This is a genomic window from Rhizobium sophoriradicis, assembly GCF_003939025.1.
Taxonomy (GTDB): domain Bacteria; phylum Pseudomonadota; class Alphaproteobacteria; order Rhizobiales; family Rhizobiaceae; genus Rhizobium; species Rhizobium sophoriradicis.
The window spans coordinates 370,017-391,028 of sequence record NZ_RQIH01000005.1 but is presented as its reverse complement, the minus strand read 5'-3'; the positions used below and the strand labels follow the sequence as shown (position 1 = coordinate 391,028).

18 protein-coding genes and 1 pseudogene are annotated in these 21,012 nt (G+C 61.2%); 7 read left to right on the top strand and 12 right to left on the bottom strand.

The features are described 5' to 3' along the window. Positions 1-6: 6 nt before the first annotated feature. The 3 genes from EFR00_RS10890 to EFR00_RS10880 are packed head-to-tail and all read right to left on the bottom strand — an operon-like array spanning position 7 to position 6,457. Positions 7-1,395, bottom strand: a complete 1,389-nt coding sequence (locus EFR00_RS10890; RefSeq protein ID WP_077992412.1) for an MFS transporter — start codon at positions 1,393-1,395, stop codon at positions 7-9. 24 nt (positions 1,396-1,419) lie between these two features. Beyond that, positions 1,420-6,195 carry an NAD-glutamate dehydrogenase gene (locus EFR00_RS10885; RefSeq protein WP_077992410.1) on the bottom strand — a complete coding sequence of 1,592 codons (4,776 nt, stop codon included), beginning with the start codon at positions 6,193-6,195 and terminating at the stop codon, positions 1,420-1,422. Continuing rightward, positions 6,143-6,457 (bottom strand): hypothetical protein, encoded by a 315-nt coding sequence (locus EFR00_RS10880; protein WP_225881421.1) that lies wholly within the window; start codon positions 6,455-6,457, stop codon positions 6,143-6,145. Before EFR00_RS10880 ends, EFR00_RS10885 begins: the two co-directional genes overlap by 53 nt. 15 nt (positions 6,458-6,472) lie before the next feature. Here EFR00_RS10880 and pdxY point away from each other — a divergent pair, with 15 nt between their 5' ends. The 3 genes from pdxY (at position 6,473) to EFR00_RS10865 (ending at position 9,774) form a co-directional block, all read left to right on the top strand. Then, on the top strand, positions 6,473-7,348 hold the full coding sequence (gene pdxY, locus EFR00_RS10875) for a pyridoxal kinase PdxY (protein WP_039622907.1): 876 nt from the start codon (positions 6,473-6,475) through the stop codon (positions 7,346-7,348). A gap of 71 nt (positions 7,349-7,419) precedes the next feature. Next, positions 7,420-8,061 carry a carbonic anhydrase gene (locus tag EFR00_RS10870; RefSeq protein WP_077992409.1) on the top strand — a complete coding sequence of 214 codons (642 nt, stop codon included), beginning with the start codon at positions 7,420-7,422 and terminating at the stop codon, positions 8,059-8,061. 93 nt (positions 8,062-8,154) lie between these two features. Continuing rightward, on the top strand, positions 8,155-9,774 hold the full coding sequence (locus tag EFR00_RS10865) for a GGDEF domain-containing protein (protein ID WP_077992406.1): 1,620 nt from the start codon (positions 8,155-8,157) through the stop codon (positions 9,772-9,774). A gap of 51 nt (positions 9,775-9,825) precedes the next feature. Here EFR00_RS10865 and EFR00_RS10860 read toward each other — a convergent pair whose 3' ends face one another. The 3 genes from EFR00_RS10860 to EFR00_RS33510 form a co-directional block, all read right to left on the bottom strand. Next, positions 9,826-10,650 (bottom strand): lytic murein transglycosylase, encoded by an 825-nt coding sequence (locus EFR00_RS10860; RefSeq protein ID WP_038692068.1) that lies wholly within the window; start codon positions 10,648-10,650, stop codon positions 9,826-9,828. Between the two features lie 167 nt (positions 10,651-10,817). Next, the gene (locus EFR00_RS10855) at positions 10,818-11,852 is read right to left on the bottom strand and encodes an aspartate-semialdehyde dehydrogenase (RefSeq protein WP_038692066.1); all 1,035 of its coding nucleotides are present in this window, start codon (positions 11,850-11,852) and stop codon (positions 10,818-10,820) included. Positions 11,853-11,963: 111 nt separating this feature from the next. Next, positions 11,964-12,215 (bottom strand): hypothetical protein, encoded by a 252-nt coding sequence (locus EFR00_RS33510; protein WP_077992472.1) that lies wholly within the window; start codon positions 12,213-12,215, stop codon positions 11,964-11,966. Positions 12,216-12,496: 281 nt separating this feature from the next. On the opposite strand from EFR00_RS33510, the gene EFR00_RS10845 reads away from it, so the two are divergent. Further along, complete coding sequence (locus tag EFR00_RS10845; RefSeq protein ID WP_077992405.1) at positions 12,497-14,383, top strand: MFS transporter; 1,887 nt, start codon at positions 12,497-12,499, stop codon at positions 14,381-14,383. 43 nt (positions 14,384-14,426) lie between these two features. On the opposite strand, the gene lpxE is transcribed toward EFR00_RS10845, so the two are convergent. Both lpxE and leuB read right to left on the bottom strand, forming a co-directional pair. After that, positions 14,427-15,179, bottom strand: a complete 753-nt coding sequence (gene lpxE / locus EFR00_RS10840; protein WP_179363785.1) for a lipid A 1-phosphatase LpxE — start codon at positions 15,177-15,179, stop codon at positions 14,427-14,429. Positions 15,180-15,431: 252 nt separating this feature from the next. Next, positions 15,432-16,544 (bottom strand): 3-isopropylmalate dehydrogenase, encoded by a 1,113-nt coding sequence (leuB, locus tag EFR00_RS10835; protein WP_038692060.1) that lies wholly within the window; start codon positions 16,542-16,544, stop codon positions 15,432-15,434. Between the two features lie 168 nt (positions 16,545-16,712). On the opposite strand from leuB, the pseudogene EFR00_RS10830 reads away from it, so the two are divergent. After that, positions 16,713-17,644 (top strand): annotated as a pseudogene (locus EFR00_RS10830) (pyridoxal-phosphate dependent enzyme). 163 nt (positions 17,645-17,807) lie between these two features. On the opposite strand, the gene leuD reads toward EFR00_RS10830, so the two are convergent. The 3 genes from leuD to EFR00_RS10815 all read right to left on the bottom strand — a co-directional run bounded on the left by leuD (position 17,808) and on the right by EFR00_RS10815 (position 19,312). After that, complete coding sequence (gene leuD / locus EFR00_RS10825) at positions 17,808-18,416, bottom strand: 3-isopropylmalate dehydratase small subunit (RefSeq protein WP_038692803.1); 609 nt, start codon at positions 18,414-18,416, stop codon at positions 17,808-17,810. Between the two features lie 132 nt (positions 18,417-18,548). After that, positions 18,549-18,971 (bottom strand): VOC family protein, encoded by a 423-nt coding sequence (locus tag EFR00_RS10820; protein WP_009987234.1) that lies wholly within the window; start codon positions 18,969-18,971, stop codon positions 18,549-18,551. A gap of 107 nt (positions 18,972-19,078) precedes the next feature. Continuing rightward, positions 19,079-19,312: a hypothetical protein gene (locus EFR00_RS10815; RefSeq protein WP_010028885.1), complete on the bottom strand. Its 234-nt coding sequence runs from the start codon at positions 19,310-19,312 to the stop codon at positions 19,079-19,081. A 113-nt stretch (positions 19,313-19,425) separates the two neighbouring features. Here EFR00_RS10815 and EFR00_RS10810 point away from each other — a divergent pair, with 113 nt between their 5' ends. Further along, positions 19,426-20,331 (top strand): HpcH/HpaI aldolase/citrate lyase family protein, encoded by a 906-nt coding sequence (locus EFR00_RS10810; RefSeq protein WP_077992401.1) that lies wholly within the window; start codon positions 19,426-19,428, stop codon positions 20,329-20,331. Beyond that, positions 20,331-20,537 (top strand): DUF1737 domain-containing protein, encoded by a 207-nt coding sequence (locus EFR00_RS10805; RefSeq protein WP_009996762.1) that lies wholly within the window; start codon positions 20,331-20,333, stop codon positions 20,535-20,537. The genes EFR00_RS10810 and EFR00_RS10805 overlap by 1 nt, the downstream gene beginning before the upstream one ends. 22 nt (positions 20,538-20,559) lie before the next feature. Here EFR00_RS10805 and EFR00_RS10800 read toward each other — a convergent pair whose 3' ends face one another. Further along, positions 20,560-20,997, bottom strand: coding sequence for a metallopeptidase family protein (locus EFR00_RS10800; protein ID WP_008528622.1), 438 nt, complete (start codon positions 20,995-20,997; stop codon positions 20,560-20,562). Positions 20,998-21,012: the final 15 nt, after the last annotated feature.

The following is a 21,012-nucleotide window of genomic DNA, read 5'->3' as shown; positions in this document are numbered from 1 at the left end:
GGGCGTCTATGCCCGATCGGCCGGATAGGGCGTGCGGACGAGCAGCACCAGTCCGCCGGCGAGGAACAGGATCAGCGTCGCCATTCCGAGCCGCGGTGATCCGCTCATATAGGTCACCAGCGAAAAGAGCAGCGTCGCCATGAAGCTCGTGGCGCGCCCCGAAAGCGCATAGATGCCGAAGTACCGGCCGGCTTCTTCAGGGCTGACGCTGCGGGCGAGATAGGAGCGCGACGAGGCCTGGACCGGCCCGAAGGCGAACCCGATCAACAGGCCGTAAAGGATATAGGCCTTTTCCGCGGCGGTGCCGAAGAGGCCGCCGGAATCCGTCGTCGGCAACGCCACCAGGCCAAACATCGTGTAACCCGGCCCGGTCGAGATGATGCCGATGGTGGCGAGAAGCAGCATCGTGAGGCTGATAACAACCGTCACCTTCGAACCGACGCCCTTGTCGATGCGGCCGGCGATCAGGCAGCCGAAGGTGGCAATGACGTTGAGGATGATGCCGTAAAGTCCGATTTCGATCGTTGCCCAGCCGAACATGCCGGCGGCAAAAACGCCGCCGAGGATCAGCAGGCCGTTGACGCCGTCCTGATAGATCATGCGGGCAATCAGGAATTTGAGGATGCCGCGCCGCTCTTTGAGTTCGCCGAGGGTGTTCCTGAGCTCCGACAGGCCGGCGCGGATGGCGGTGCCGAAGGGCAGGCCTCTGCCGACATCGGGCGTGAAGAAGAACATCGGCAGGATGAAGATCAGGTACCAGACGGCCGAGATCGGCCCGGTGATGCGTGCATCCTGGCCGGTCTTGGGATCAAGGCCAAAAAGCGGGTCGAGGCCGAGAACGGTCTTGCCGCTTTCCGGGCTTGCCGCCAGAAGCGTGACGACAGCAATGAGCACGATGATGCCGCCGAGATAACCAAGCCCCCAGGCGGTGTTGGAAAGCTTGCCGACCTCGTGCTTGGCGACCAGCCGCGGCATCAGCGAATCATTGAAGACGATCGAAAACTCGGCCGAAATCGAGGCGAGGATCATGAAGATTACGGGATAGAGGACAGGCGAACCAGGGGCTGCGAACCACAGGCCGAACAGACTTGCGATCTTGACGACGGCGAAGAAGCCGATCCAGGGCTTGCGCGCGCCGGACTGGTCGGCGATCGAGCCGAGAACGGGCGAGAGCAGGGCGATGATCAGCGACGAGATCGTCGCCATGTTGCTCCAAGTCGTCTGCGCCGACACCGGGTCATCGGTCAGGCGGGAGACGAAATAGGGTCCGAAGATGAAGGTGGTGACCACGGTGAAGAAGGGCTGCGCCGCCCAGTCGAAGAACATCCACCCCCAGATGCCCTTCTCCGTGGCTTTCGGCGGCTGCGTTCCTGTCCAGTCTATGCGATTCAACATCCGCTCCTTTTTTGGCGGACTGTCTCACCTCGCCCGGTCGCGCGCAAGATCGGTCAGGATGCCGGCGGCCACGGTAATGCGCGCAAGATTGGGATCGCCGCTGTCGCTGAGGCTCGAAAGCTCTTCGACGATGCGGTTGATGCGGACGCGATCCTGGGCATGCCAGGCCTGGACGGGCAGCTTTTCCTTGCCGTGGTCGAACAGGGCCGAAATGACGATGTCGCGCCGGGCGCTGGCGATCTGGTCGATGCTGCGGGCGAGTGCCAGATTTTCGTAGTGGTCGGAGGTGAGGATCCGGCCACCGGCCGCAAGCAGCCGGGCGATCCGGAAGGTCTTCGACACCGCGAAATAATTTTCCGCAGCACGCACCAGCGGCTCGCCGGTGCGCTCGGCAATCTGCATGATCTCCGGCACCAGCGCGAAGCTCTGGAGGTTGGCGATCTCGGCAGCGAGCTTTTCTGGCACACCCGCCTGGACGTATTCCGCCTGTCGTGCGGCAGCATCGGCGGCTGCTTGTTCTGCAAAAGCAGGCCGCAACTTCTTAAGAGCGGCCTGCAGCCGGCTAATCACCTCGGCCATATCGGCCTTGGTCATGGCGGTCTTCAACAGCAGGCGCGTGAGAACAATAAAGCTGTGGCTGATTTCCTCGTAGATGCGGTTCTGCATCTCGCCCGATATCTTGCCGTCGAGCGCATCCGTCTCGGCCCAGAGTCGGGTGAGGTCGAAACCGTCACGCGCGACGATTGCGGCGCGCACCACTTCCGGCGCCGAAGCCGCCGTTGCATCCATCATCGCTACGATAAAGCTCGGCCCGCCGCGGTTGATCGCTTCGTTGGCTAGCACGGTCGCGATGATTTCACGCCGCAGGCGGTGGCTGGCGATATCGTCGGCGTTCGACTTCTGCATTTTGACCGGGAAATAATTCGACAGCGTCGACGCAAAATAGGGGTCGTCGGGCAGATCGCTTGCGGCGAGCGCGTCGAAGAGCACGATCTTGGCATAGGACACCAGAACGCCGATTTCCGGCCGCGTCAGCGGCTTGCCCGCCGTATAGCGTTCGGCGAGGGTCTGGTCGTCGGGCAAGGTCTCGACCTTGCGGTTCAGCTGGCCGGCGGCTTCGAGCACGCTCATGAAGCGGCCGAGCTCCAGCCCATTTGCCGTACCCTTGCGCTCCGTCAGCGAGATCGCCAGCGACTGGAGATAATTGTTGCGCAGCACGAGAGCCGCCACTTCAGCGGTCATCGACGAAAGAAGCTGATCACGTTTCGCCCGCGTCAGCCGTCCGTCATGCATCGCAGCCGCCAGCGCGATCTTGATGTTGACCTCGACGTCCGAGGTATTGACGCCGGCCGAGTTGTCGATGGCGTCGGAATTGCAGCGCCCGCCCCTGAGGCCATAGGCAATGCGGCCCTTTTGCGTGACGCCGAGGTTGGCGCCCTCGCCGATCACCTTGGCGCGTACCTCCGCCGCGGTGATGCGGATCGGATCGTTGGCGCGGTCGCCGACCTCGGTATCGGTTTCGGAGGACGCTTTCACATAGGTGCCGATACCGCCGAACCAGAGCAGGTCGACCGGGCTTTTCAGGATCGCCGTCATGATCTCGAATGGCGTGGCCACGGCTTTGTCGATGCCGATTGCCGCGATCGCTTCCGGCGTCAGCGTCACCGATTTTGCCGCGCGGGAAATGATCATCGCACCTTTCGAAAGCATGTTTTTGTCGAAATCCTGCCAGCTCGAGCGCGGCAGGTCGAAGAGCCGCTGGCGTTCTGCCAGCGTCTTTTCCATGTCGGGATCGGGATCGATGATGATGTCGCGGTGGTCGAAGGCGGCGACCAGCCGGATCTTCGGCGACAGCAGCATGCCGTTGCCGAAGACGTCGCCCGACATGTCGCCGACGCCGGCGACGGTGAAGGGGGTCGTCTGGATGTCGATGTCCATTTCGCGGAAATGGCGTTTGACAGTTTCCCAGGCGCCGCGGGCGGTGATGCCCATCTTCTTGTGGTCGTAACCGGCCGAGCCGCCGGAGGCGAAGGCGTCGTCAAGCCAAAAGCCGGCTTCCTGCGCCAGCGCATTGGCGGTGTCGGAAAAGGTTGCCGTGCCCTTGTCGGCGGCGACGACGAAATACGGGTCGTCGCCGTCAAGCCTCACCGTATCCGTCGGCGGCACGATCTCGGCCCCGGAGATATTGTCGGTGATCGAAAGCAGGGTGCGGATATAGGTCTTGTAAGCCTCGCGGCCGGCATTGAAGATCTCGTCGCGGCTGCCGCCGAGGGGAAGCTTTTTCGGGTAGAAGCCGCCCTTGGCGCCGACCGGCACAATGACGGCGTTCTTTACCTGCTGCGCCTTGACGAGGCCGAGCACCTCGGTGCGGTAATCCTCGGCGCGGTCCGACCAGCGCAGTCCGCCGCGCGCCACCTTGCCGAAGCGCAGATGCACGCCTTCCACCTCGACGCCGTAGACGAACATCTCACGGAAGGGTTTCGGCTGCGGCAGTCCGTCGACCAGGTGCGGATCGAGCTTGAAGGCGAGCATGGATTTCGGCGAACCATCAGGGTTCTTCTGGAAATAGTTGGTCCGCAGCGTGGCGTCGACGATGTTGACGTAGCGGCGCAGTATGCGGTCGTCGTCGAGACTTGGCACCTCGGCGAGCTCGGCCTCGATCCCCTGGTGCAGCTCGGCAAGCTTCTTCACGCGGGCCTTCTCCGGCAGCTTGGGATCGAGCGTGTCGTGGAACAGCCGGAAAATGGCGGCGGCGACGCCGGGATATTTGTCGAGCGTCGTTGCGATATAGTCCTGCGAATAGGCGATGCCGGCCTGGCGGAGGTAGCGCGCATAGGCGCGCAGCACATTGGTCTCACGGGCCGAGAGCCCCGCCGAAAGGATCAGCCGGTTGAAGCTGTCATTGTCGATCGTGCCGGCAAAGGCGGCGACGAAGGCTTCCTCGAGGGCGGCGCCATAGCGCTGCAGGTCGATGTCGCGGCCGTTGCGGGTCTCGAGCTCCATGTCATGCAGCACCACGAGTTTGGTTTGACCGTCAGCAACCGGCACTCCGATATCGAAGGTGCGTTCGCTGACGACATTGAAGCCTAGATTCTCGAGAAGCGGCACACGCCGCGACAGCGCCAGCTGGCCGCCGGCTTGGAAGATCTTCAGCGAGAGGATGCGGCTCTGGTTTTCCTGACGATGATAGAACTGGATGCGGATCGGCTCGCCGGCGGCGCAGGCACCGATATCGGCGAGGTCGGCGACGGTTTCCTCCGGGGTGAAGGAATCCTGAAAGGCCTGATCGACTGATATTTTCGGCGCTTTCGGCCCGGCTAGCGCTTCGAAACGGTCGTCCCAGCGGGCGGTGATTTCACGGATCGTCTGCTCGAGCTTCGCCTGCGGAATGCGGGGCGTCTTGCCGCCGGAGCGGCCGATGATGAAATGCACGCGCGCCACGCCGCCTTCGGGGAAAGCCGGATAATAGGCAGAGACACGGCCGTCATAGACGGTCTTCAGATAGGTGCCAATCCGCTCGCGCACGATCGAGTCGTATTCCTCGCGCGGCACATAGACGATCACCGAGACGAAGCGGTCGAAATGGTCGATGCGCGGCAGGACGCGCACGCGCGGCCGGTCGGCCAGATCGTTGATCTGCTCGGCAAAGCTGGCAAGCAGTGTCGTGTCGATCTGGAAAAGATCATCGCGCGGATAGGATTCCAGCGTGTTATCAAGCATGCGGCCGGAATGGCTCATCGGGTCGAAGCCGAAATGCTCCTTCACCTTTTCGATCTTGGAACGCAGCAGCGGGATTTCCGAGGCGAGCGACGTATAGGCTGTCGAGGTGAACAGGCCGACGATGCGCAGTTCGCCGGTGACATTGCCCTCGGCGTCGAAACGCTTGACGCCGACATAATCCATATAGGCGCGGCGATGGACGATCGATTTCACATTTGCCTTGGTGACGATCAGGAAGTCGGGGCCGTCGAGGAAGGCGAGGATCTCAGGCGTCGTCGTCACGGCATCCTTGCCGGTACGCAGCACCCGAACATCGGGATTGGAGAGGATGCCGAGGCCCGTGCCCTTGTCGCGCTCGACCTTGGCATCGGAACCCTTGCCGGAATAAACATATTCGCGCATGCCGAGGAAGGTGAAATTCTCGTCGCGCAGCCAGTGGAGGAACGCCAGCGCCTCGGCGTGTTCGGCCTTCCTGCGGCCGGCGCCATTGGCCGAAAGCTCGGCGATTACCACGTCGAGCTTGGAAAGCATCGGCTTCCAGTCCGAGACCGACAGACGGACCTGTTCGAGCACGGTCTGGATGCGTTTGACGAGATCGGCCGCCTGGCCGGAATTCAGCGGGGCGATATGGAGCTGGATATGGCTGACGCGTGTGGCGGGATCGCTCGGCTGATCGGCGGAATAGAGCGCAGGCGCCTTGCCCTTTTCCATCACCAGGATGGGATGCACGGCCATGAAGAGATCGCGGTGGGTACTCGTCACTTCACCCATGACCGATTCATAGAGAAACGGCATATTCCGGTCGGTCACCGAAAGCACCGAGACGGCAATGCCGTCAGGGGCCACACCGCCGATGGTGTCGATACTGACGCGCGGCGTCTTGCCGTTCCAGGCGGCAAGTTCTTTTGCCGAATGCACGGCAGAAAGCGCCAGCATTTCAGGCGTGTAGCGTTCGAGATCGTCATTGCTTGCCCGGCCGAAGAGAATTTCCGGATCGAGACGGGCCTCGCCCGTCGCCTTGGCGACCTTACGCGCGCCTTCGATCTGTTTTTCCCGTTTCGGATTGTTTCTGGCAGCCATGGATCGCCTCCCGCAATGGACTGATTTTCTGCAAGCTAGCAGAAGATTCTTCGAAAAAATCTCTAAAATAGGGGCCAGCGCGATGGTTTTGACGCTTTTTTGGCGCCGGAAATGGGAAATTGTCGGAGATTTTTCCGATTTCGTAGCCAAAACACACGTCGACGGCCATCTTTTCCCTTTTTCTTTCGCCGCACATTTCCATGCGCAGGTGAAGAATGGTTGACAGCGTGGCGTCAAAAAGATCATCAAACGCCATCATCATGCGGACCTTGATACCATGTCGGAAAATGCAGCGGGCGCAGTCATCGTCATCTCCAGCCATGTCGTGCGCGGCTCGGTCGGAAATCGAGCGGCGGTCTTCGCACTGGAGACGCTCGGCCATCCGGTCTGGGCGCTGCCGACCATCATCCTGCCCTGGCATCCCGGCCATGGCCGTTCGACGCGGCTGACATTTGCGGAAGCCGATTTCGACGCGGCGATCGACGATTTGATCCGTGCGCCCTGGATCGGTGAAGTCCGCGCGGTGCTTTCGGGCTATTTCGGCAATGCCGCCCAGGCGCGCTCCGTCGCCCGGCTGATCGCTGCACTGCGCCAGAACAATCCCGAACTGCTCTATGTCTGCGATCCCGTGATGGGCGACCTCGGCGGCCTCTACGTGCCGGAAGCAACGGCCGAGGCCATTCGTGACGATCTCATCCCGCTCGCCTCGCTGGCGACGCCGAACCGCTACGAGCTCGCCTGGCTGTCGGGAGCAGCGCTTGACGACAACAGCGCGATCATGGAGGCGGCGCTGGCGCTCGGGCCGTCGCGTATGCTCGTCACCTCGGCGGTGCCGATGATGGCGGGTGGTACCGGCAATCTCTATCTTTCCGGCCGTCACGCGCTTCTTGCCGAGCACCGCGTCGTCGAGAACCCGCCGAACGGTCTCGGCGACCTGCTCGCCGCGGTTTTCTTGTCGCGCCTGCTATCCGGTCTTGAGGATGAAAAGGCGTTGCAGCTTGCCACCGCCAGCGTTTTCGAAGTGCTGGCGCGTGCCGTCAAGCGCGGCAGCAACGAGTTGATGCTGGCAAGCGACGCGTCAAGCCTTTCGAGGCCGATGGCGATGGTGCAGATGCGCCGGCTCGTGCATCCGGCGCAGCGGCGGAAAAAATGATGCGTCTGCCAGTGTGCTCATTTTGCGGTGCAGCAGTTGATCTTGTCTTCGGCGCGCGCTAATCCAGAAGAATGCAGCGTTTTCCAAACACCCTTCTGGACGGCTATCGCAACTTTATGAACGGGCGTTATGCCGACGCCCGCGACCGATATCGGCAGCTGGCCGAAAACGGCCAGAGCCCGAGTACGCTGGTCATTGCCTGTTCGGATTCACGCGCAGCTCCCGAGCTGATCTTCGATGCCGGCCCAGGCGAGCTTTTCGTTATCCGCAACGTCGCCAATATGGTGCCGCCCTACGAGCCGGATGGGCATTTCCATTCGACATCGGCCGCACTGGAATTTGCCGTGCAGGCGCTGAAGGTCTCGGATATCGTCGTGATGGGCCATGGCCGCTGCGGCGGCATCCGTGCAGCACTCGATCCGAACGTCGAGCCGCTGTCGCCGGGCGATTTCATCGGTCGCTGGATGTCGCTGGTCAAACCGGCAGCCGAGCAGATCCAGAGCAATGACGTGATGACGGCAGCCGAGCGGCAGACGGCGCTGGAGCGCGTTTCGATCCGCAATTCGATCGACAATCTCAGAACCTTTCCCGAGATCAGGACGCTCGAGGAGGCAGGGAAATTGCATCTCCACGGCGCGTGGTTCGATATTTCGACCGGCGAACTCTGGGTTATGGATGCCGAGACACGCGACTTCATTCGTCCCGAGATCTAGGGACCTGCCGCTTTATCAGTTTTTTAAGAATTTCCGTTAAGCTTCTGTCAGTGGTCGCGCGACCGACGTTTTTGATGACCGTGGCGATTGGCGATGAAATTCGAGACCATCAAAAAGGTTATCCTGGCGGCCATCATGCTGCCCTTCGTCTTCATGCTCATTGAAGGCGTCGTCGTCATCCGGACTTCCCTGACGCAATACAGGAACCTCGAGAAAGACCGGCAGTTCGCCGACGTGCTTGCCCGCGGCGGGTCAATCGCCGCCACTGAGATCCTGAGTGAAATCGGTGCCACGCGCCACTATCTCGCTCATCCCAGCAGCAAGACTGCGATGGACATGCAGCGAAGCCGGGCGACGCTCGATGACGAACGCCGGGCTTTTTACGCCAGCCTGCCTTCCCGCGATGTGCTCGATGAAGAGCTCGTGGACGAATTGTCGACTCTCGGCCTCGCCTATAGCCGCATCATCGCCGCCCGAAGCGCCGTCGACCAGGGCCGTTATGCCGGCAGCGATCCCGGTTCCATCTACTGGTACGCGGCCCTCAAGCAGCTTGCCGTCGTCGATGCGCTCTCGCCGCTGATCAGCGACCCGGTGCTGCTCGAGAAATCCAACCAGCTGATGGGCATCATGCTGACCTACTATGGCGAAAGGCTGATCACCGGGATTGGCACGCGTTACCTCGACCGCGGCCCCTCCGCTAGATTTCCGGTGGAGCTGTTCGTGCAGGGAAAGGTGATGATCGGCGAGGGCATGGATCACATGGTCTTCCACTCCGAAAAGTCGATCGAGCGCGATATCGTCGGCTATCTCGGTCGCAGCAGTCAGGTGAAGGCGAATGCCATCACCGATGCGATCCTCGCCGGATCGCGGCCGACGCGCGCAGTACGTGACGTCTGGGCCGCGGCGCAGAACGAACGAATGAGTTTCCTGCAGCAGAAGATGATCGAGGCCGCCAGAGATATTCACGACACCGGCGAGAACTTTTCGACGCGTTCGCACCTGCATTTGACGCGGATTCTCGCGCTGTGTGCTGGTCTGCTCATCCTCGCCACGTTGGTGATGGTGCTTGCGGCACGGGGTCTGCGCCTGATCGACCGGCTGACGCTGGACCGCGAGGCGCTGGTGGCGGAGTTGCGCAACGCCGCCCAGACCGACCTCTTGACCGGCCTGTATAACAGGCGCGGCTTCGAGGTCGCGGCATCCGCGCTTCTGACCCAGGCCGAACACGGATCGCGCTGGATATCCGTCGTGCTGTTCGATCTCGATCATTTCAAGAGGATCAACGATATCTATGGTCATGACGCGGGCGACGCCGTGCTTCGCCATGTCGCGGGTGTCGCGCGCGAGAATTTCCGTTCTTTCGATCTGCTGGTGCGTCACGGCGGCGAGGAGTTCCTGGCGCTTCTACCCGATTCGACGCCAGACGACGCTGCAATCGTTGCAGAGCGGGTGCGGCTGGCGATCGAGATGGCGGAAATCCCGTTACCGAGCGGCGAGCTGCTCAAGGTCACGGCGAGTTTCGGATGCGCCGGCCGGGCAAACGACGGCGCAAGCCGGAACTTCGAGGATCTTGTCAAACGCGCAGATCTGGCGCTTTACGCCGCCAAGGCGTCCGGCCGCAACTGCGTCGTTTCCGGGCCGGTCGTGCCGGCTCCGCCGCAGGAGGAGCGCCGCAAGGCAGCCTCCGGCGGTGGTTTCGATGCGCGCCTATGAAAAACGCCGCATATTGCAGCGGCGTTTCGCGGGATCATTGTCTCTGAAGGCTTATCTGCCGCCGTCGATCTGCTGGCCGATATAGGCAATCGCCTGCTGATAGACGCTGGCGGCGTTCCAGCCCTGGATGGCAGCGAAATTCGGCTCTCCCGGCTGATAACCGGCGCCGGCGCGCCAGCCGTGACCCTTGAGAAAATTGGCGGTCGAGGCCAGCGCATCGGCGCGGGAGGCGACCATGTCGACACGGCCGTCGCCGTCGCCATCGGCGCCGAACCGCACGACGTTCCTCGGCAGGAACTGCGTCTGGCCGATTTCACCATGGGCGGCACCCTTTGCCTGCGGGCTCAGATAACCTTCGGAGACGAGCTGGAGCGCGGCATAGAGCTGGTCGGTGAAATATTCCGAACGACGGCAGTCATAGGCAAGGGTCGAAACAGCCGACAGCGTATGCTGATTGCCCATATAGCTGCCAAAACCGGTCTCCATGCCCCAGATGGCGATCAGCGGGCCGGCGGGAACGCCGAAGCGACGCTCAAGCGATGCAAAAAGGGCCTGGTTGGCGGCCTTCATGCTGCGGCCACGGGAGATGATGGCGGCTCCCCCGCGCTTCTGCATGAAGGCGTCGAAGGAGAGCTTGAAGCTTTTCTGGCCGCGGTCGGCGGCGATCGTCGGCTTGTTATAGTTGACATTGGCGAAGGCGCGGCTGAGCACCGATTGGCTGACGCCGTTGGCCGCTGCCGTCTGTTTGAAATCGGCAACCCAGGCATCGAAGCCGGCGCTGGTATTGCCGCATTGCGCTCCTTGCGCGAACGCCGGTACCGTATGGAGGACGCCCATTACCGCAGCGGCCGCCAGAAACAACTTTGTCATGCGCATTGAGAAACCCCGCTCTCGATCTGCATAGTTTTTAGGCGGGCAAGAGAATGCCAGTCACCCGCGATTTTGTCACGATCACCTTTTAGCGAACGCTTATACAGCTGTATTGCTTGAAAAAGCCCCGCTCACCGAGCAGGGCTTTAACATCTTATGGTTTACAAATGGTGTCAGGCGGCCTGCTTGCGCGGCTTGACCAGGCCGCGATTGACGAGCAGCTCGGCGATCTGGATCGCGTTCAGAGCCGCGCCCTTGCGCAGGTTGTCGGAGACTACCCACATATTAAGGCCGTTTTCAACCGTCGCGTCCTCGCGGATGCGCGAGATGTAGGTCGCATCTTCGCCGGCGGATTCATAGGGCGTGATGTAGCCGCCGTTCTCGCGCTTGTCGATGACGAGGCAGCCCGGCGCATCGCGCAGGATGTCGCGGGCCTGGTCGGCGGTGATCTCGTTTTCGAACTCGATGTTGACCGATTCCGAATGGCCGATGAAAACAGGTACGCGCACGGCGGTGCAGGTCACCTTGATCTTCGGATCGAGCATCTTCTTCGTCTCGGCCAGCACCTTCCACTCTTCCTTGGTATAGCCATCTTCCATGAAGCTATCGATGTGCGGGATGACGTTGAAGGCGATGCGCTTGGTGAACTTCTTGTTCTCGATCGGGTCGGCGACGAAGACGGCGCGTGTCTGGTTGAAGAGTTCGTCCATGCCGTCCTTGCCGGCGCCGGAGACGGACTGGTAGGTCGAGACGACAACGCGCTTGATCTTGGCGAAGTCATGCAGCGGCTTCAGCGCCACCACCAGCTGGGCGGTCGAGCAGTTCGGATTGGCGATGATGTTGCGCTTGGTGAACTGGCTGACGGCATCCGGGTTCACTTCCGGCACGATCAGCGGCACGTCGGCGTCGTAGCGCCAGGCCGAGGAATTGTCGATGACGACGCAGCCCTGCTGGCCGATCTTCGGGGAAAACTTCTTGGAAACCTCGCCGCCGGCCGACATCAGGCAGATGTCGGTGTCGGAGAAATCGTAGTTCTCCAGATTGGAGACCTTCAATGTCCGGTCACCATAGGACACCTCGGTGCCCTGCGAACGCGCCGAGGCGAGCGCCACGACCTCATCGGCGGGGAAGCCTCGTTCGGAGAGGATGTTGAGCATCTCCCGGCCGACATTTCCGGTCGCTCCCGCGACTGCTACTTTGAAACCCATTTCTCAAGCTCTCTTTCTCTTCTCTCCTCTTGTCCGGTGAGGGGAAAGGCGCGACGGATCGCGTCTTCCTGTCCCCAGCCGAGCCGGGGAGAGAGCGGCAGGCCAGAGACGTCAGACGGTTTTCGTCGTCGTTTTGGCCTTGGTTTTGGCAGAAACCGGAACGGCAATATCCACCCCGGCAACCCGTGCCCGGTCATTGCATCCGGCAATGGCGTGTTCGTCTCGAACCATGGAGATTCCTTTTCCGCTGTCGCTCTTAAAAGGTTTTCCACAGGAGTCAAGGTTTTTGCGCGGGCGGCTGCCAGACGGAAGGAGTGCTGTCGTAAGGACCGCCTGGGAACGGACCGTTCTGGTTCGATCCAGCCGTCTAGGTATATCCACGGACGCGCATGAGCACGCGGAGGAGGGCGTCGGGCACGATCTGAGGTGGCGTCCGCCGCAAACCGCAGCGAAATTTCCTTCCAGCGGAGCGCGCGATGCACGCGACAGAGCTCCCCCGCTGTTAGACTAAAGTCATAATCCCAAAGCATCCCTCTTTTTGATCCGCCGTTTCTGGCACACTCCCGTCAGGCGTGTCGCGGCCAGGGGTATGCTTGAGGAGAGTAGGCCGCGCGCGTTGCTCATCACTCTGTGGAGGACAGACAATGGCAAATGTCGCAAGCATCGACGGCGCGAAGGCCGGTCCGATGACGGGCGAGGAGAAGAAGGTCATCTTCGCTTCTTCGCTCGGCACCGTTTTCGAATGGTATGATTTCTATCTTTACGGCTCGCTCGCCACCTATATCGGCGCGACCTACTTCACCCAATATCCCGAGGCGACGCGCAACATCTTCACGCTACTCGCCTTTGCCGCCGGCTTCTTGGTGCGTCCCTTCGGCGCGCTGGTATTCGGCCGTCTCGGCGATCTCGTCGGCCGCAAATACACCTTCCTCGTGACGATCATGATCATGGGTCTGTCGACCTTCCTCGTCGGCATCCTGCCGGGTGCGGCCACGATCGGCATCGCAGCTCCGATCATCCTGATCGGCCTGCGCCTGCTGCAGGGATTGGCGCTTGGCGGTGAATATGGCGGTGCGGCAACCTATGTCGCCGAACATGCGCCGAACGGGCGCCGCGGCTATTTCACCTCGTGGATCCAGACGACGGCAACGCTCGGCCTGTTCCTGTCGCTGATCGTCATCATTCTGGTTCAGTCCATCATGGGTCCGGTTCAATTCGCCGCCTGGGGCTGGCGCATTCCGTTCCTGGTCTCAGTCGTCCTGCTCGGCATTTCCGTCTGGATTCGTCTGAAGATGAACGAGTCGCCCGCATTCCAGCGCATGAAGGCGGAAGGCAAAGGCTCCAAGGCGCCTCTGACCGAAGCTTTCGGCCAATGGCGCAACGCCAAGATCGCGATCATCGCGCTTCTCGGTGCCACCATGGGCCAGGCGGTCGTCTGGTACGGCGGTCAGTTCTATGCACTGTTCTTCCTGCAGAACGTGCTGAAGGTGGATCTGCAATCGGCCAACATCATGGTTGCGATCTCGCTTCTGCTTGGAACGCCGTTCTTCGTCATCTTCGGCGCGCTCTCGGACAAGATTGGCCGCAAGCCGATCATCATGGCCGGTCTTCTCATCGCCGCGGTGACCTATAATCCGCTATTCAAGGCGATGACCTGGACAGCAAACCCGGCACTTGCCGAAGCGCAGGCCTCGATCCGCGCGACGGTCACGGCCGACCCGGCGGACTGCAAGTTCCAGTTCAACCCGACGGGCACGGCGAAATTCACCAGCTCCTGCGACGTGGCGACGGCGTTCCTGACGAAGAACTCGGTGCCTTATGACGTCGTTGCAGGCCCTGCCGGGCAGCCGGCGACGGTGAAGGTTGGTAACGCGACGGTTCCGAGCTTTGACGCCGCTGCCGCCGGCGACAAGGCGAAGGGCATGACTGCCGCCTTCGAAAAGAGCGTCAACATCGCGCTTCACGATGCCGGCTATCCGCTGAAACGCGGTGTCGCCAAGGTGCCGGATGCCAAGCTCGATGCCTTCATCGCCGCCAATCCGGAACTGGCGCTCAATGCCGAAGCTATCCGCGCCGGCGCCAAGGAAACCATGCCGGCGGCCAAGCTGGTCGAAGGCAAGCTGCTGACGGCCGATGAGGCCAATGGCGTCACCGACATGGCGGTTTATACCATCGCCAATGGCGGCAATTTCGCCATGACCGCCGATCCTGCCCGCGTCAACTGGGTCGGCACGGTTGCGATCCTGTTCGTCCTCGTCCTCTATGTGACGATGGTCTACGGCCCGATCGCTGCACTTCTGGTCGAGCTGTTCCCGACCCGCATCCGCTATACCGGCATGTCGCTGCCTTATCACATCGGCAACGGCTGGTTCGGCGGCCTGCTGCCGGCAACCGCCTTCGCGATGAGCGCTGCTGCGGGCGATATCTACTACGGTCTCTGGTATCCGATCGTTTTTGCGGCGATCACGCTGGTGATCGGCCTGATCTTCCTGCCGGAAACGAAGAACAGGGACATCCACGCGATGGATTGATGACGCACTCGCGTCTCAGAAGCTCTAGAAACCGGCCCGGCGCTCACAAGGCGCCGGGCTTTTCCATGTCAGGGAACAGGCGCTTGGCGAGCGGCCAGCCGTCCGGCGCCAGTTTGAAGAGCAAACCGCAGCGGGCAAAGACGATCGCCATCAGCAGCGAGAACCAGGCGCCGAAGGCAAGGCCGGCGATGACATCACTCGGATAATGGGCGCCGACCATGACACGCGTCATGCCGAGCCAGATGGCGCAGGCGATGAAGGCAACGCGGTAGCGCGGAAACAGAAGCGCGAAGGCCGCAAAGAAGGCGCCGACCGTGGTGGAATGGCCGGAAGGAAAGCTTTCGAAAGCGGAATGGCCCGAAAAGGGCGTGAAAGAAAACATGCCGTAGTCGTGGAAGTGATCGGGACGAGCCCTTCCGATCGCCCGCTTCAAAAGATTGGCGAGGAGCCCTGAGAAAACGACCGTGGTGAAGAGATAGGCGCCGATCCAGCTGACATAGAGTGCCTGCGCCCTGGCTCGCGCCGTCTTCAAGAGCTTGTAGCCCGCCCTGCCCTGGAAGAAGAGCAGGATACTGGTAATGATTAGCCAGGCGGAATCGCCGAAACCGGTCAGGAGCTCGCCAAGCTGCTTCACCGATTCAGGAGGCTCGCTGGCGCCTATCGGCGCATCGAAGAGCAGCATGGAAAGGATCACGGCGTTGATCGTGATGAAGAGGCAGGCCTGCCAGCGCAAAGGCGGCATGGCAGCGTCGCTCCGGCGCCAGCGCCTGTCCAGGGAAGTCCAAAATGCCCGCATTTAGTCGTCCGTTCAAAATAGCCTTCGAGCGCGGCGCGTCCGACAGGCGCTCTATCACTTTGTGGCGCATAAACCGGAAATTCATACGACGGCTGAGTATGCGCTCGTGAAATCCGGCGCAAAAATACACGAGATTATGGCCAAGGATAGCCCGTTTTGGCTAATTCGACTGAACCGCGGATTGTTCATCCATGAAAAAAGCCCTCCGCATGCGTAATGCGAAGGGCGGGAAACTGTTTCACGTGAAATATATCAGGCGGAAAGCGCCTTGAACTCGGCAAGGATCGCATCGCCCATCTCGACGGTGCCGACCTGCCTTGCGCCATCGGCCATGATGTCGCCGGTGCGGATGCCCTTGTCGAGCACGTTGGCAATCGCCTTTTCCAGATCGTCGGCCTCCTTCACCATGTTGAAGGAGTAACGCAGGCACATGGCGAAGGAGGCGATCATGGCGATCGGGTTGGCGATGCCCTTGCCGGCGATATCAGGGGCAGAGCCGTGCACCGGCTCGTAGAGCGCCTTGCGCTTGCCGGTCTTGCCGTCCGGCGCGCCGAGCGAGGCCGAGGGCAGCATGCCGAGCGAGCCGGTCAGCATGGCAGCGACGTCGGAGAGCATGTCGCCGAAGAGATTGTCGGTGACGATGACGTCGAACTGCTTCGGCTGGCGCACCAGCTGCATGCCGCCGGCATCGGCGAGCATATGTTCGAGCTGAACGTCGGAATATTTCGCCTTGTGCGTCTCGGTGACCACCTGGTTCCAGAGCACGCCCGACTTCATGACGTTGCGCTTTTCCATGGAGCAGACGCGGTTCTGACGCGTACGGGCCATTTCGAAGGCGACGCCGGCGATGCGTTCGATCTCGTAGGTATCGTAGACCTGCGTGTCGATGCCGCGCTTCTGGCCATTGCCGAGATCGATGATTTCCTTCGGCTCGCCGAAATAGACGCCGCCGGTCAGCTCGCGGATGATCAGGATATCGAGGCCTTCGACCAGTTCCGGCTTCAGCGAGGAGGCCGAGGCAAGGGCCGGATAGCAGATGGCGGGACGCAGGTTGGCGAAAAGCTGCAGATCCTTGCGCAGGCGAAGCAGGCCGGCTTCCGGGCGCACTTCATAGGGCACGCTATCCCATTTCGGGCCGCCAACGGCGCCGAACAGAACGGCATCGGCGGCAAGCGCCTTCTGCATGTCGTCTTCCGAGATCGCCGCGCCATGGGCATCATAGGCGGAGCCGCCGACAAGGCCTTCGTCGGTGACGAAACCGGCATTCATTGCCTCGTTCATATAGGCGATGATCTTGCGGACCTCGCCCATGGCCTCGGGACCGATGCCGTCACCCGGCAGCAGGAAAAGATTGCGCGCTGTCATGGAGCCCTCCTGGAAAAACAAGCTGCGGCTTCTTAGACCCCGGAAATGGGCATTTCAAGCGAGAGAAAGGGTGAATCGGTACGCTTCGCTCTCAGCGCCGATAGTTGCTCCGACGCCTCCAACTGGAATAGAACGGAAGGCTCCAGCAGATATTTCCGGAATGTTTCCATGCCTTCAGCGCCTCTCCATCTCGACACGCCGCTGGCTCGAACAGCCGCTGATTTCAGCGCCAGCGGCAAGCCGCTCTGGCTGAAGCTCGACGCACTGCAGCCCTCCGGTAGCTTCAAGCTACGCGGCGTCGGCCGGCTTTGCCAGCACGAGGTGGAAAATGGCGCGCGCGAGATCTTCTGTGCTTCCGGCGGCAATGCCGGTATTGCCGCAGCCTATGCCGGCCGCGCGCTCGGCGTGCCGGTCACGATCGTCGTGCCGGAGACGACGGCGGCCGACGTCCGGCAGACGATTGCGGCAACCGGCGCCAGTGTCCTCGTGCACGGAGCCGTTTTCGACGAGGCCAATGCCCACGCGGTCGAACGCGCCCGGAGCCGCAAGGCGAGTTATGTGCATCCTTTCGACCATCCGCTTTTGTGGGATGGCCATGCGACGCTGGTCGACGAAGTGGTGGCGAAGGGCGCAAAATTTGACTGCGTCGTCACCAGCGTCGGCGGCGGCGGGCTGCTTGCCGGCATTGTGGAGGGCTGAAGCGAAACGGGCTTCCCGACGTGCCTGTGATTGCCGTGGAAACCGAAGGGGCGGCTTCGCTGCATGAAAGCCTCAAGGCAAATGAGCGCATTATCCTGCCTGCCATCACCTCGATCGCCACATCGCTCGGCGCGCGGCAGGTCGCCCAGCATGTCTTCGACCTGCCGAAACAGCATCCGATCGAAAGCGTTCTCGTCAGCGATGCCGATGCCGTTGCCGCCTGCCTGAAATTTGCCGATGCGCGGCGCATCCTGGTCGAGCCGGCCTGCGGTGCCGCCCTTGCCGTTGCCGATGTCCATGCCGGGCTGCTGGCGCGCTTCGACAATCCACTAATCGAAGTCTGCGGCGGCATCGGCGTGTCGCTGGAAAAGCTGAGGCTCTGGAAAGAGCGGTTTCTCTGATCTCTAAAGCGCGTCGCGTTCTTTCGGATTCGCCTCCTTGCGCTTAAAGTTCTTTGTTGAAGCATGTCGTTGCCGCAAAACCGCTGCACAGTTGCGCGGCATGCTTTAGAAAAGAAAAAGCCGGGCAAAGGCCCGGCTTGATCGATCGTCATTCGTTCGGGCTTTAAGCGGCCCAGGGATGGGCAGAAGCGTTCTTCTTTTCGAATTCGTCGATCGCCTTGCCCTTTTCCAGCGTCAGGCCGATATCGTCGAGGCCGTTCAGCAGGCAGTGGCGCTTGAACTCGTCGAGATCGAATTTGATCGAACCGCCGTCGGGGCCGGTGATTTCGAGGTTTTCCAGGTCGACGGTCAGGATGGCGTTGGAGCCGCGCGAGGCGTCGTCCATCAACTTATCGAGGTTTTCCTGGCTGACCTTGATCGGCAGGATGCCGTTCTTGAAGCAGTTATTGTAGAAAATGTCGGCGAAGCTGGTGGAGATCACGCAGCGGATGCCGAAATCGAGCAGCGCCCAGGGAGCGTGTTCGCGCGAGGAACCGCAGCCGAAATTGTCACCGGCGACCAGGATCTTGGCATCGCGATAGGCCGGCTTGTTCAGGACAAAATCGGGATTTTCGGAACCGTCTTCGTTGTAACGGGCCTCGGCGAAGAGGCCGGTGCCGAGACCGGTGCGCTTGATGGTCTTCAGATAGTCCTTCGGAATGATCATGTCGGTGTCGATGTTGACGACCGGCAAGGGCGCTGCAACGCCCGTCAGCTTGACGAATTTATCCATGACCATGCTCCATTTCAGCAAACGTACTTTCCTGAATTTGCATCTAGTCCAGTTTTTCGCCGAAATGAAGGAGAATCTTTCGAAAGTGGCGGCCACGCGGCGTTTCGCGCGGCCGTCAGGGTGCGCGCGTTCTTACTTGGTCGGGGCGTTCAGGCCCCAGAGGACGCCGAACGGATCGCGAAGCTGGCCGTAGCGGTCGCCCCAGAACATCAGTTCGATAGGCATGACGACCTCGGCGCCGGCCGCAACCGCGCGCTCCCACCAGAAATCGATATCGTCGATGACCAGCTGGATGGCGAAGCCTTCATGACCTTTGAAGGGATGGCCGTATTCGGGATAGGCATCGGCCAGCATGAGGGAGCTGCCGTTGATATAGAGATGAATATGCATCGTCCGGCCGCTCTCGTCGACCGGCACCCTATGGGCCTCCTCGGCGCCGAAGGCCTTCATGTAGAATTCCGCGGCCTTCACCGCGCCATCGACCGTCAGATAGGGCAGCAGGCCATTCTTGACCGGCGGCATTTTAACCGGATTGTTTTCCGTCGTCGTATCCATGCTCGTCCTCCATCGTTTCTGAGCGCCGGCGGAATGCCTGGCTGCTTCAAAGACGTATCATGGAAGCATGATCCGACAGTGTCGGTCAGTTTTTTCTGGAAAGCAGTTCAGAGGTCGATGATCGTGCCGCGGCCGTCATTCCAGATGCGCATTTCGCGTTGGCCATTATTTGCCTTGGCGCGGACCGGAGCGGGCTTCATCTTCATCGAAAGGGCGCGGCCGACCATGAGCACGGTCAGGATGCCGCCGACGGCAAGCGTCACCGAAAAGGTGAGAAGCAGCATGGCGACAAAAACGGTGGCGCCGGCAAGCATGAAGAAGATGGAGCGAATGTTCTGCATGGGTTTGATACCTTTCTACAGAAAGGAATGTGGTCCTTCTTTTTTCTCTCTGCAAGGCAAGCATGGCTTTTTGTTGTCTTGCCGGGCTTTGCGAAGCTTGGCACTAATGAGTGATGAGCCGAACCATACCTCTCCGTTCCCTGCATCTGCGCCGCTCGGTGCTGAGCGTGCCCGCCATCAATCTCCGGGCGCTTGAAAAGAGCCATTCCCTTGATTGCGATGCGGTTATTTTCGACCTGGAGGATTCCGTCTCGCCCGAGAAGAAGGGGCAGGCGCGGGAAAATCTACGCGGCTTTTTTGCCGGGCCGCCGCTTGAGGGCAAGGAGAGGATCATCCGCATCAATTCTTTGTCATCCGAATTCGGGGCGGCGGATCTCGATCTGGTCAAGGCGCTTTTGCCCGACGCCGTTCTCCTGCCGAAGGTGGACGAACCTGGCGATGTGACTGACATCAGCGATCTGCTTGCCGATGCGGAGGCGCCGGAGGCGCTGCGCATCTGGGCGATGATCGAGACACCGCGCGGCGTGCTGAATGTCGGAGCGATCGCCGGAGCCGGCCGCACGCCGGGTGCAAGGCTCGATTGTCTCGTCGTCGGGCTTAATGACCTGCGCAAGGAAACGGGCGTGCTTCCCCAGCCGGGACGGAGCTATCTCGTGCCGTGGCTGATGCAGGTCGTCCTTGCGGTCAGGGCCTATGGGCTCGATGCGATCGACAGCGTCTTCAATGATTTCAAGGATGCCGAAGGCTTCGACGCCGAATGCGGCCAGGGCCGCGCCATGGGTTTTGCCGGCAAGATGCTGATCCATCCCTCGCAGATCGAGCCCGCCAACCGGCATTTCGGGCCGAGTGCGGAGGAGATTGCGGAAGCCGAGGCGGTCATATCAGCTTTTGCCGATCCTGACGCCAGGGGCCTCAATGTCATCAACGCCAACGGGCGAATGATCGAACGGCTGCATCTTGTCCAGGCCGAGGCTCTGGTTCATAAAGCTCGCCTGATATCTGCAAGAAAGCCCGCCTGATGAAACTCTACCGCTTCCTGACCGGTCCCGACGACGCCTCGTTCTGCCACAAGGTCACCGCCGCCCTCAACAAGGGCTGGTCGCTGGAGGGTTCGCCGACCTATGCCTTCAATGCCGCAACCGGCGCGATGCAGTGCGGCCAGGCCGTCGTCAAGACTGTCGAAGGCAAGGATTACGATCCGGAGATGAAACTCTCCGAGCAGTAAGACTTAATTCCAGGATAGACGCCTAACGCTCCGCGGCTTCCTCGGCGCTGGCCTCGATCCGCTCCATATCATCGTCGCTCAGCCCGAAATGGTGGCCGATCTCGTGGATCAGGACGTGGGTGATGATATCGCCGAGCGTCTCGTCATTCTCCGCCCAGTAATCGAGAATGGGGCGCCGGTAGAGGCGGATGCGGTTTGGCATCTCGCCGGTTTCCACCGTGAAACGTTCGGAAATGCCCCTGCCCTCGAAAAGGCCGAGCAGGTCGAAAGGGGTTTCCAGCGCCATGTCCTCGAAAACGTCGTCATCGGGGAAATCCTCGATCTCGATCGTGAGGTTGGTCGTCAGCTGACGGAATTCATCGGGCAGATGGCTATAGGCCTCCATGGCCAGCGACTCGAAAGTGCTGATCGTCGGCGCATGGCGGTCCCGCCAATCATCGCTCTGGTCTATGCGGGCCATGAATGTTCCTTCCTT

Coding starts and splice junctions, on each gene's coding strand:
- EFR00_RS10885 (WP_077992410.1), bottom strand. CDS start 6,195: ATGGCTGCCAGAAACAATCCGAAACGGGAAAAACAGATCGAAGGCGCG.
- EFR00_RS10860 (WP_038692068.1), bottom strand. CDS start 10,650: ATGCGCATGACAAAGTTGTTTCTGGCGGCCGCTGCGGTAATGGGCGTC.
- EFR00_RS10890 (WP_077992412.1), bottom strand. CDS start 1,395: ATGTTGAATCGCATAGACTGGACAGGAACGCAGCCGCCGAAAGCCACG.
- EFR00_RS10855 (WP_038692066.1), bottom strand. CDS start 11,852: ATGGGTTTCAAAGTAGCAGTCGCGGGAGCGACCGGAAATGTCGGCCGG.
- EFR00_RS10880 (WP_225881421.1), bottom strand. CDS start 6,457: ATGATGATGGCGTTTGATGATCTTTTTGACGCCACGCTGTCAACCATT.
- EFR00_RS10820 (WP_009987234.1), bottom strand. CDS start 18,971: ATGGATACGACGACGGAAAACAATCCGGTTAAAATGCCGCCGGTCAAG.
- EFR00_RS10845 (WP_077992405.1), top strand. CDS start 12,497: ATGGCAAATGTCGCAAGCATCGACGGCGCGAAGGCCGGTCCGATGACG.
- EFR00_RS10815 (WP_010028885.1), bottom strand. CDS start 19,312: ATGCAGAACATTCGCTCCATCTTCTTCATGCTTGCCGGCGCCACCGTT.
- EFR00_RS10800 (WP_008528622.1), bottom strand. CDS start 20,997: ATGGCCCGCATAGACCAGAGCGATGATTGGCGGGACCGCCATGCGCCG.
- EFR00_RS10805 (WP_009996762.1), top strand. CDS start 20,331: ATGAAACTCTACCGCTTCCTGACCGGTCCCGACGACGCCTCGTTCTGC.
- leuB (WP_038692060.1), bottom strand. CDS start 16,544: ATGACAGCGCGCAATCTTTTCCTGCTGCCGGGTGACGGCATCGGTCCC.
- EFR00_RS10865 (WP_077992406.1), top strand. CDS start 8,155: ATGAAATTCGAGACCATCAAAAAGGTTATCCTGGCGGCCATCATGCTG.
- EFR00_RS10810 (WP_077992401.1), top strand. CDS start 19,426: ATGAGCCGAACCATACCTCTCCGTTCCCTGCATCTGCGCCGCTCGGTG.
- pdxY (WP_039622907.1), top strand. CDS start 6,473: ATGTCGGAAAATGCAGCGGGCGCAGTCATCGTCATCTCCAGCCATGTC.
- EFR00_RS10870 (WP_077992409.1), top strand. CDS start 7,420: ATGCAGCGTTTTCCAAACACCCTTCTGGACGGCTATCGCAACTTTATG.
- lpxE (WP_179363785.1), bottom strand. CDS start 15,179: ATGCGGGCATTTTGGACTTCCCTGGACAGGCGCTGGCGCCGGAGCGAC.
- leuD (WP_038692803.1), bottom strand. CDS start 18,416: ATGGATAAATTCGTCAAGCTGACGGGCGTTGCAGCGCCCTTGCCGGTC.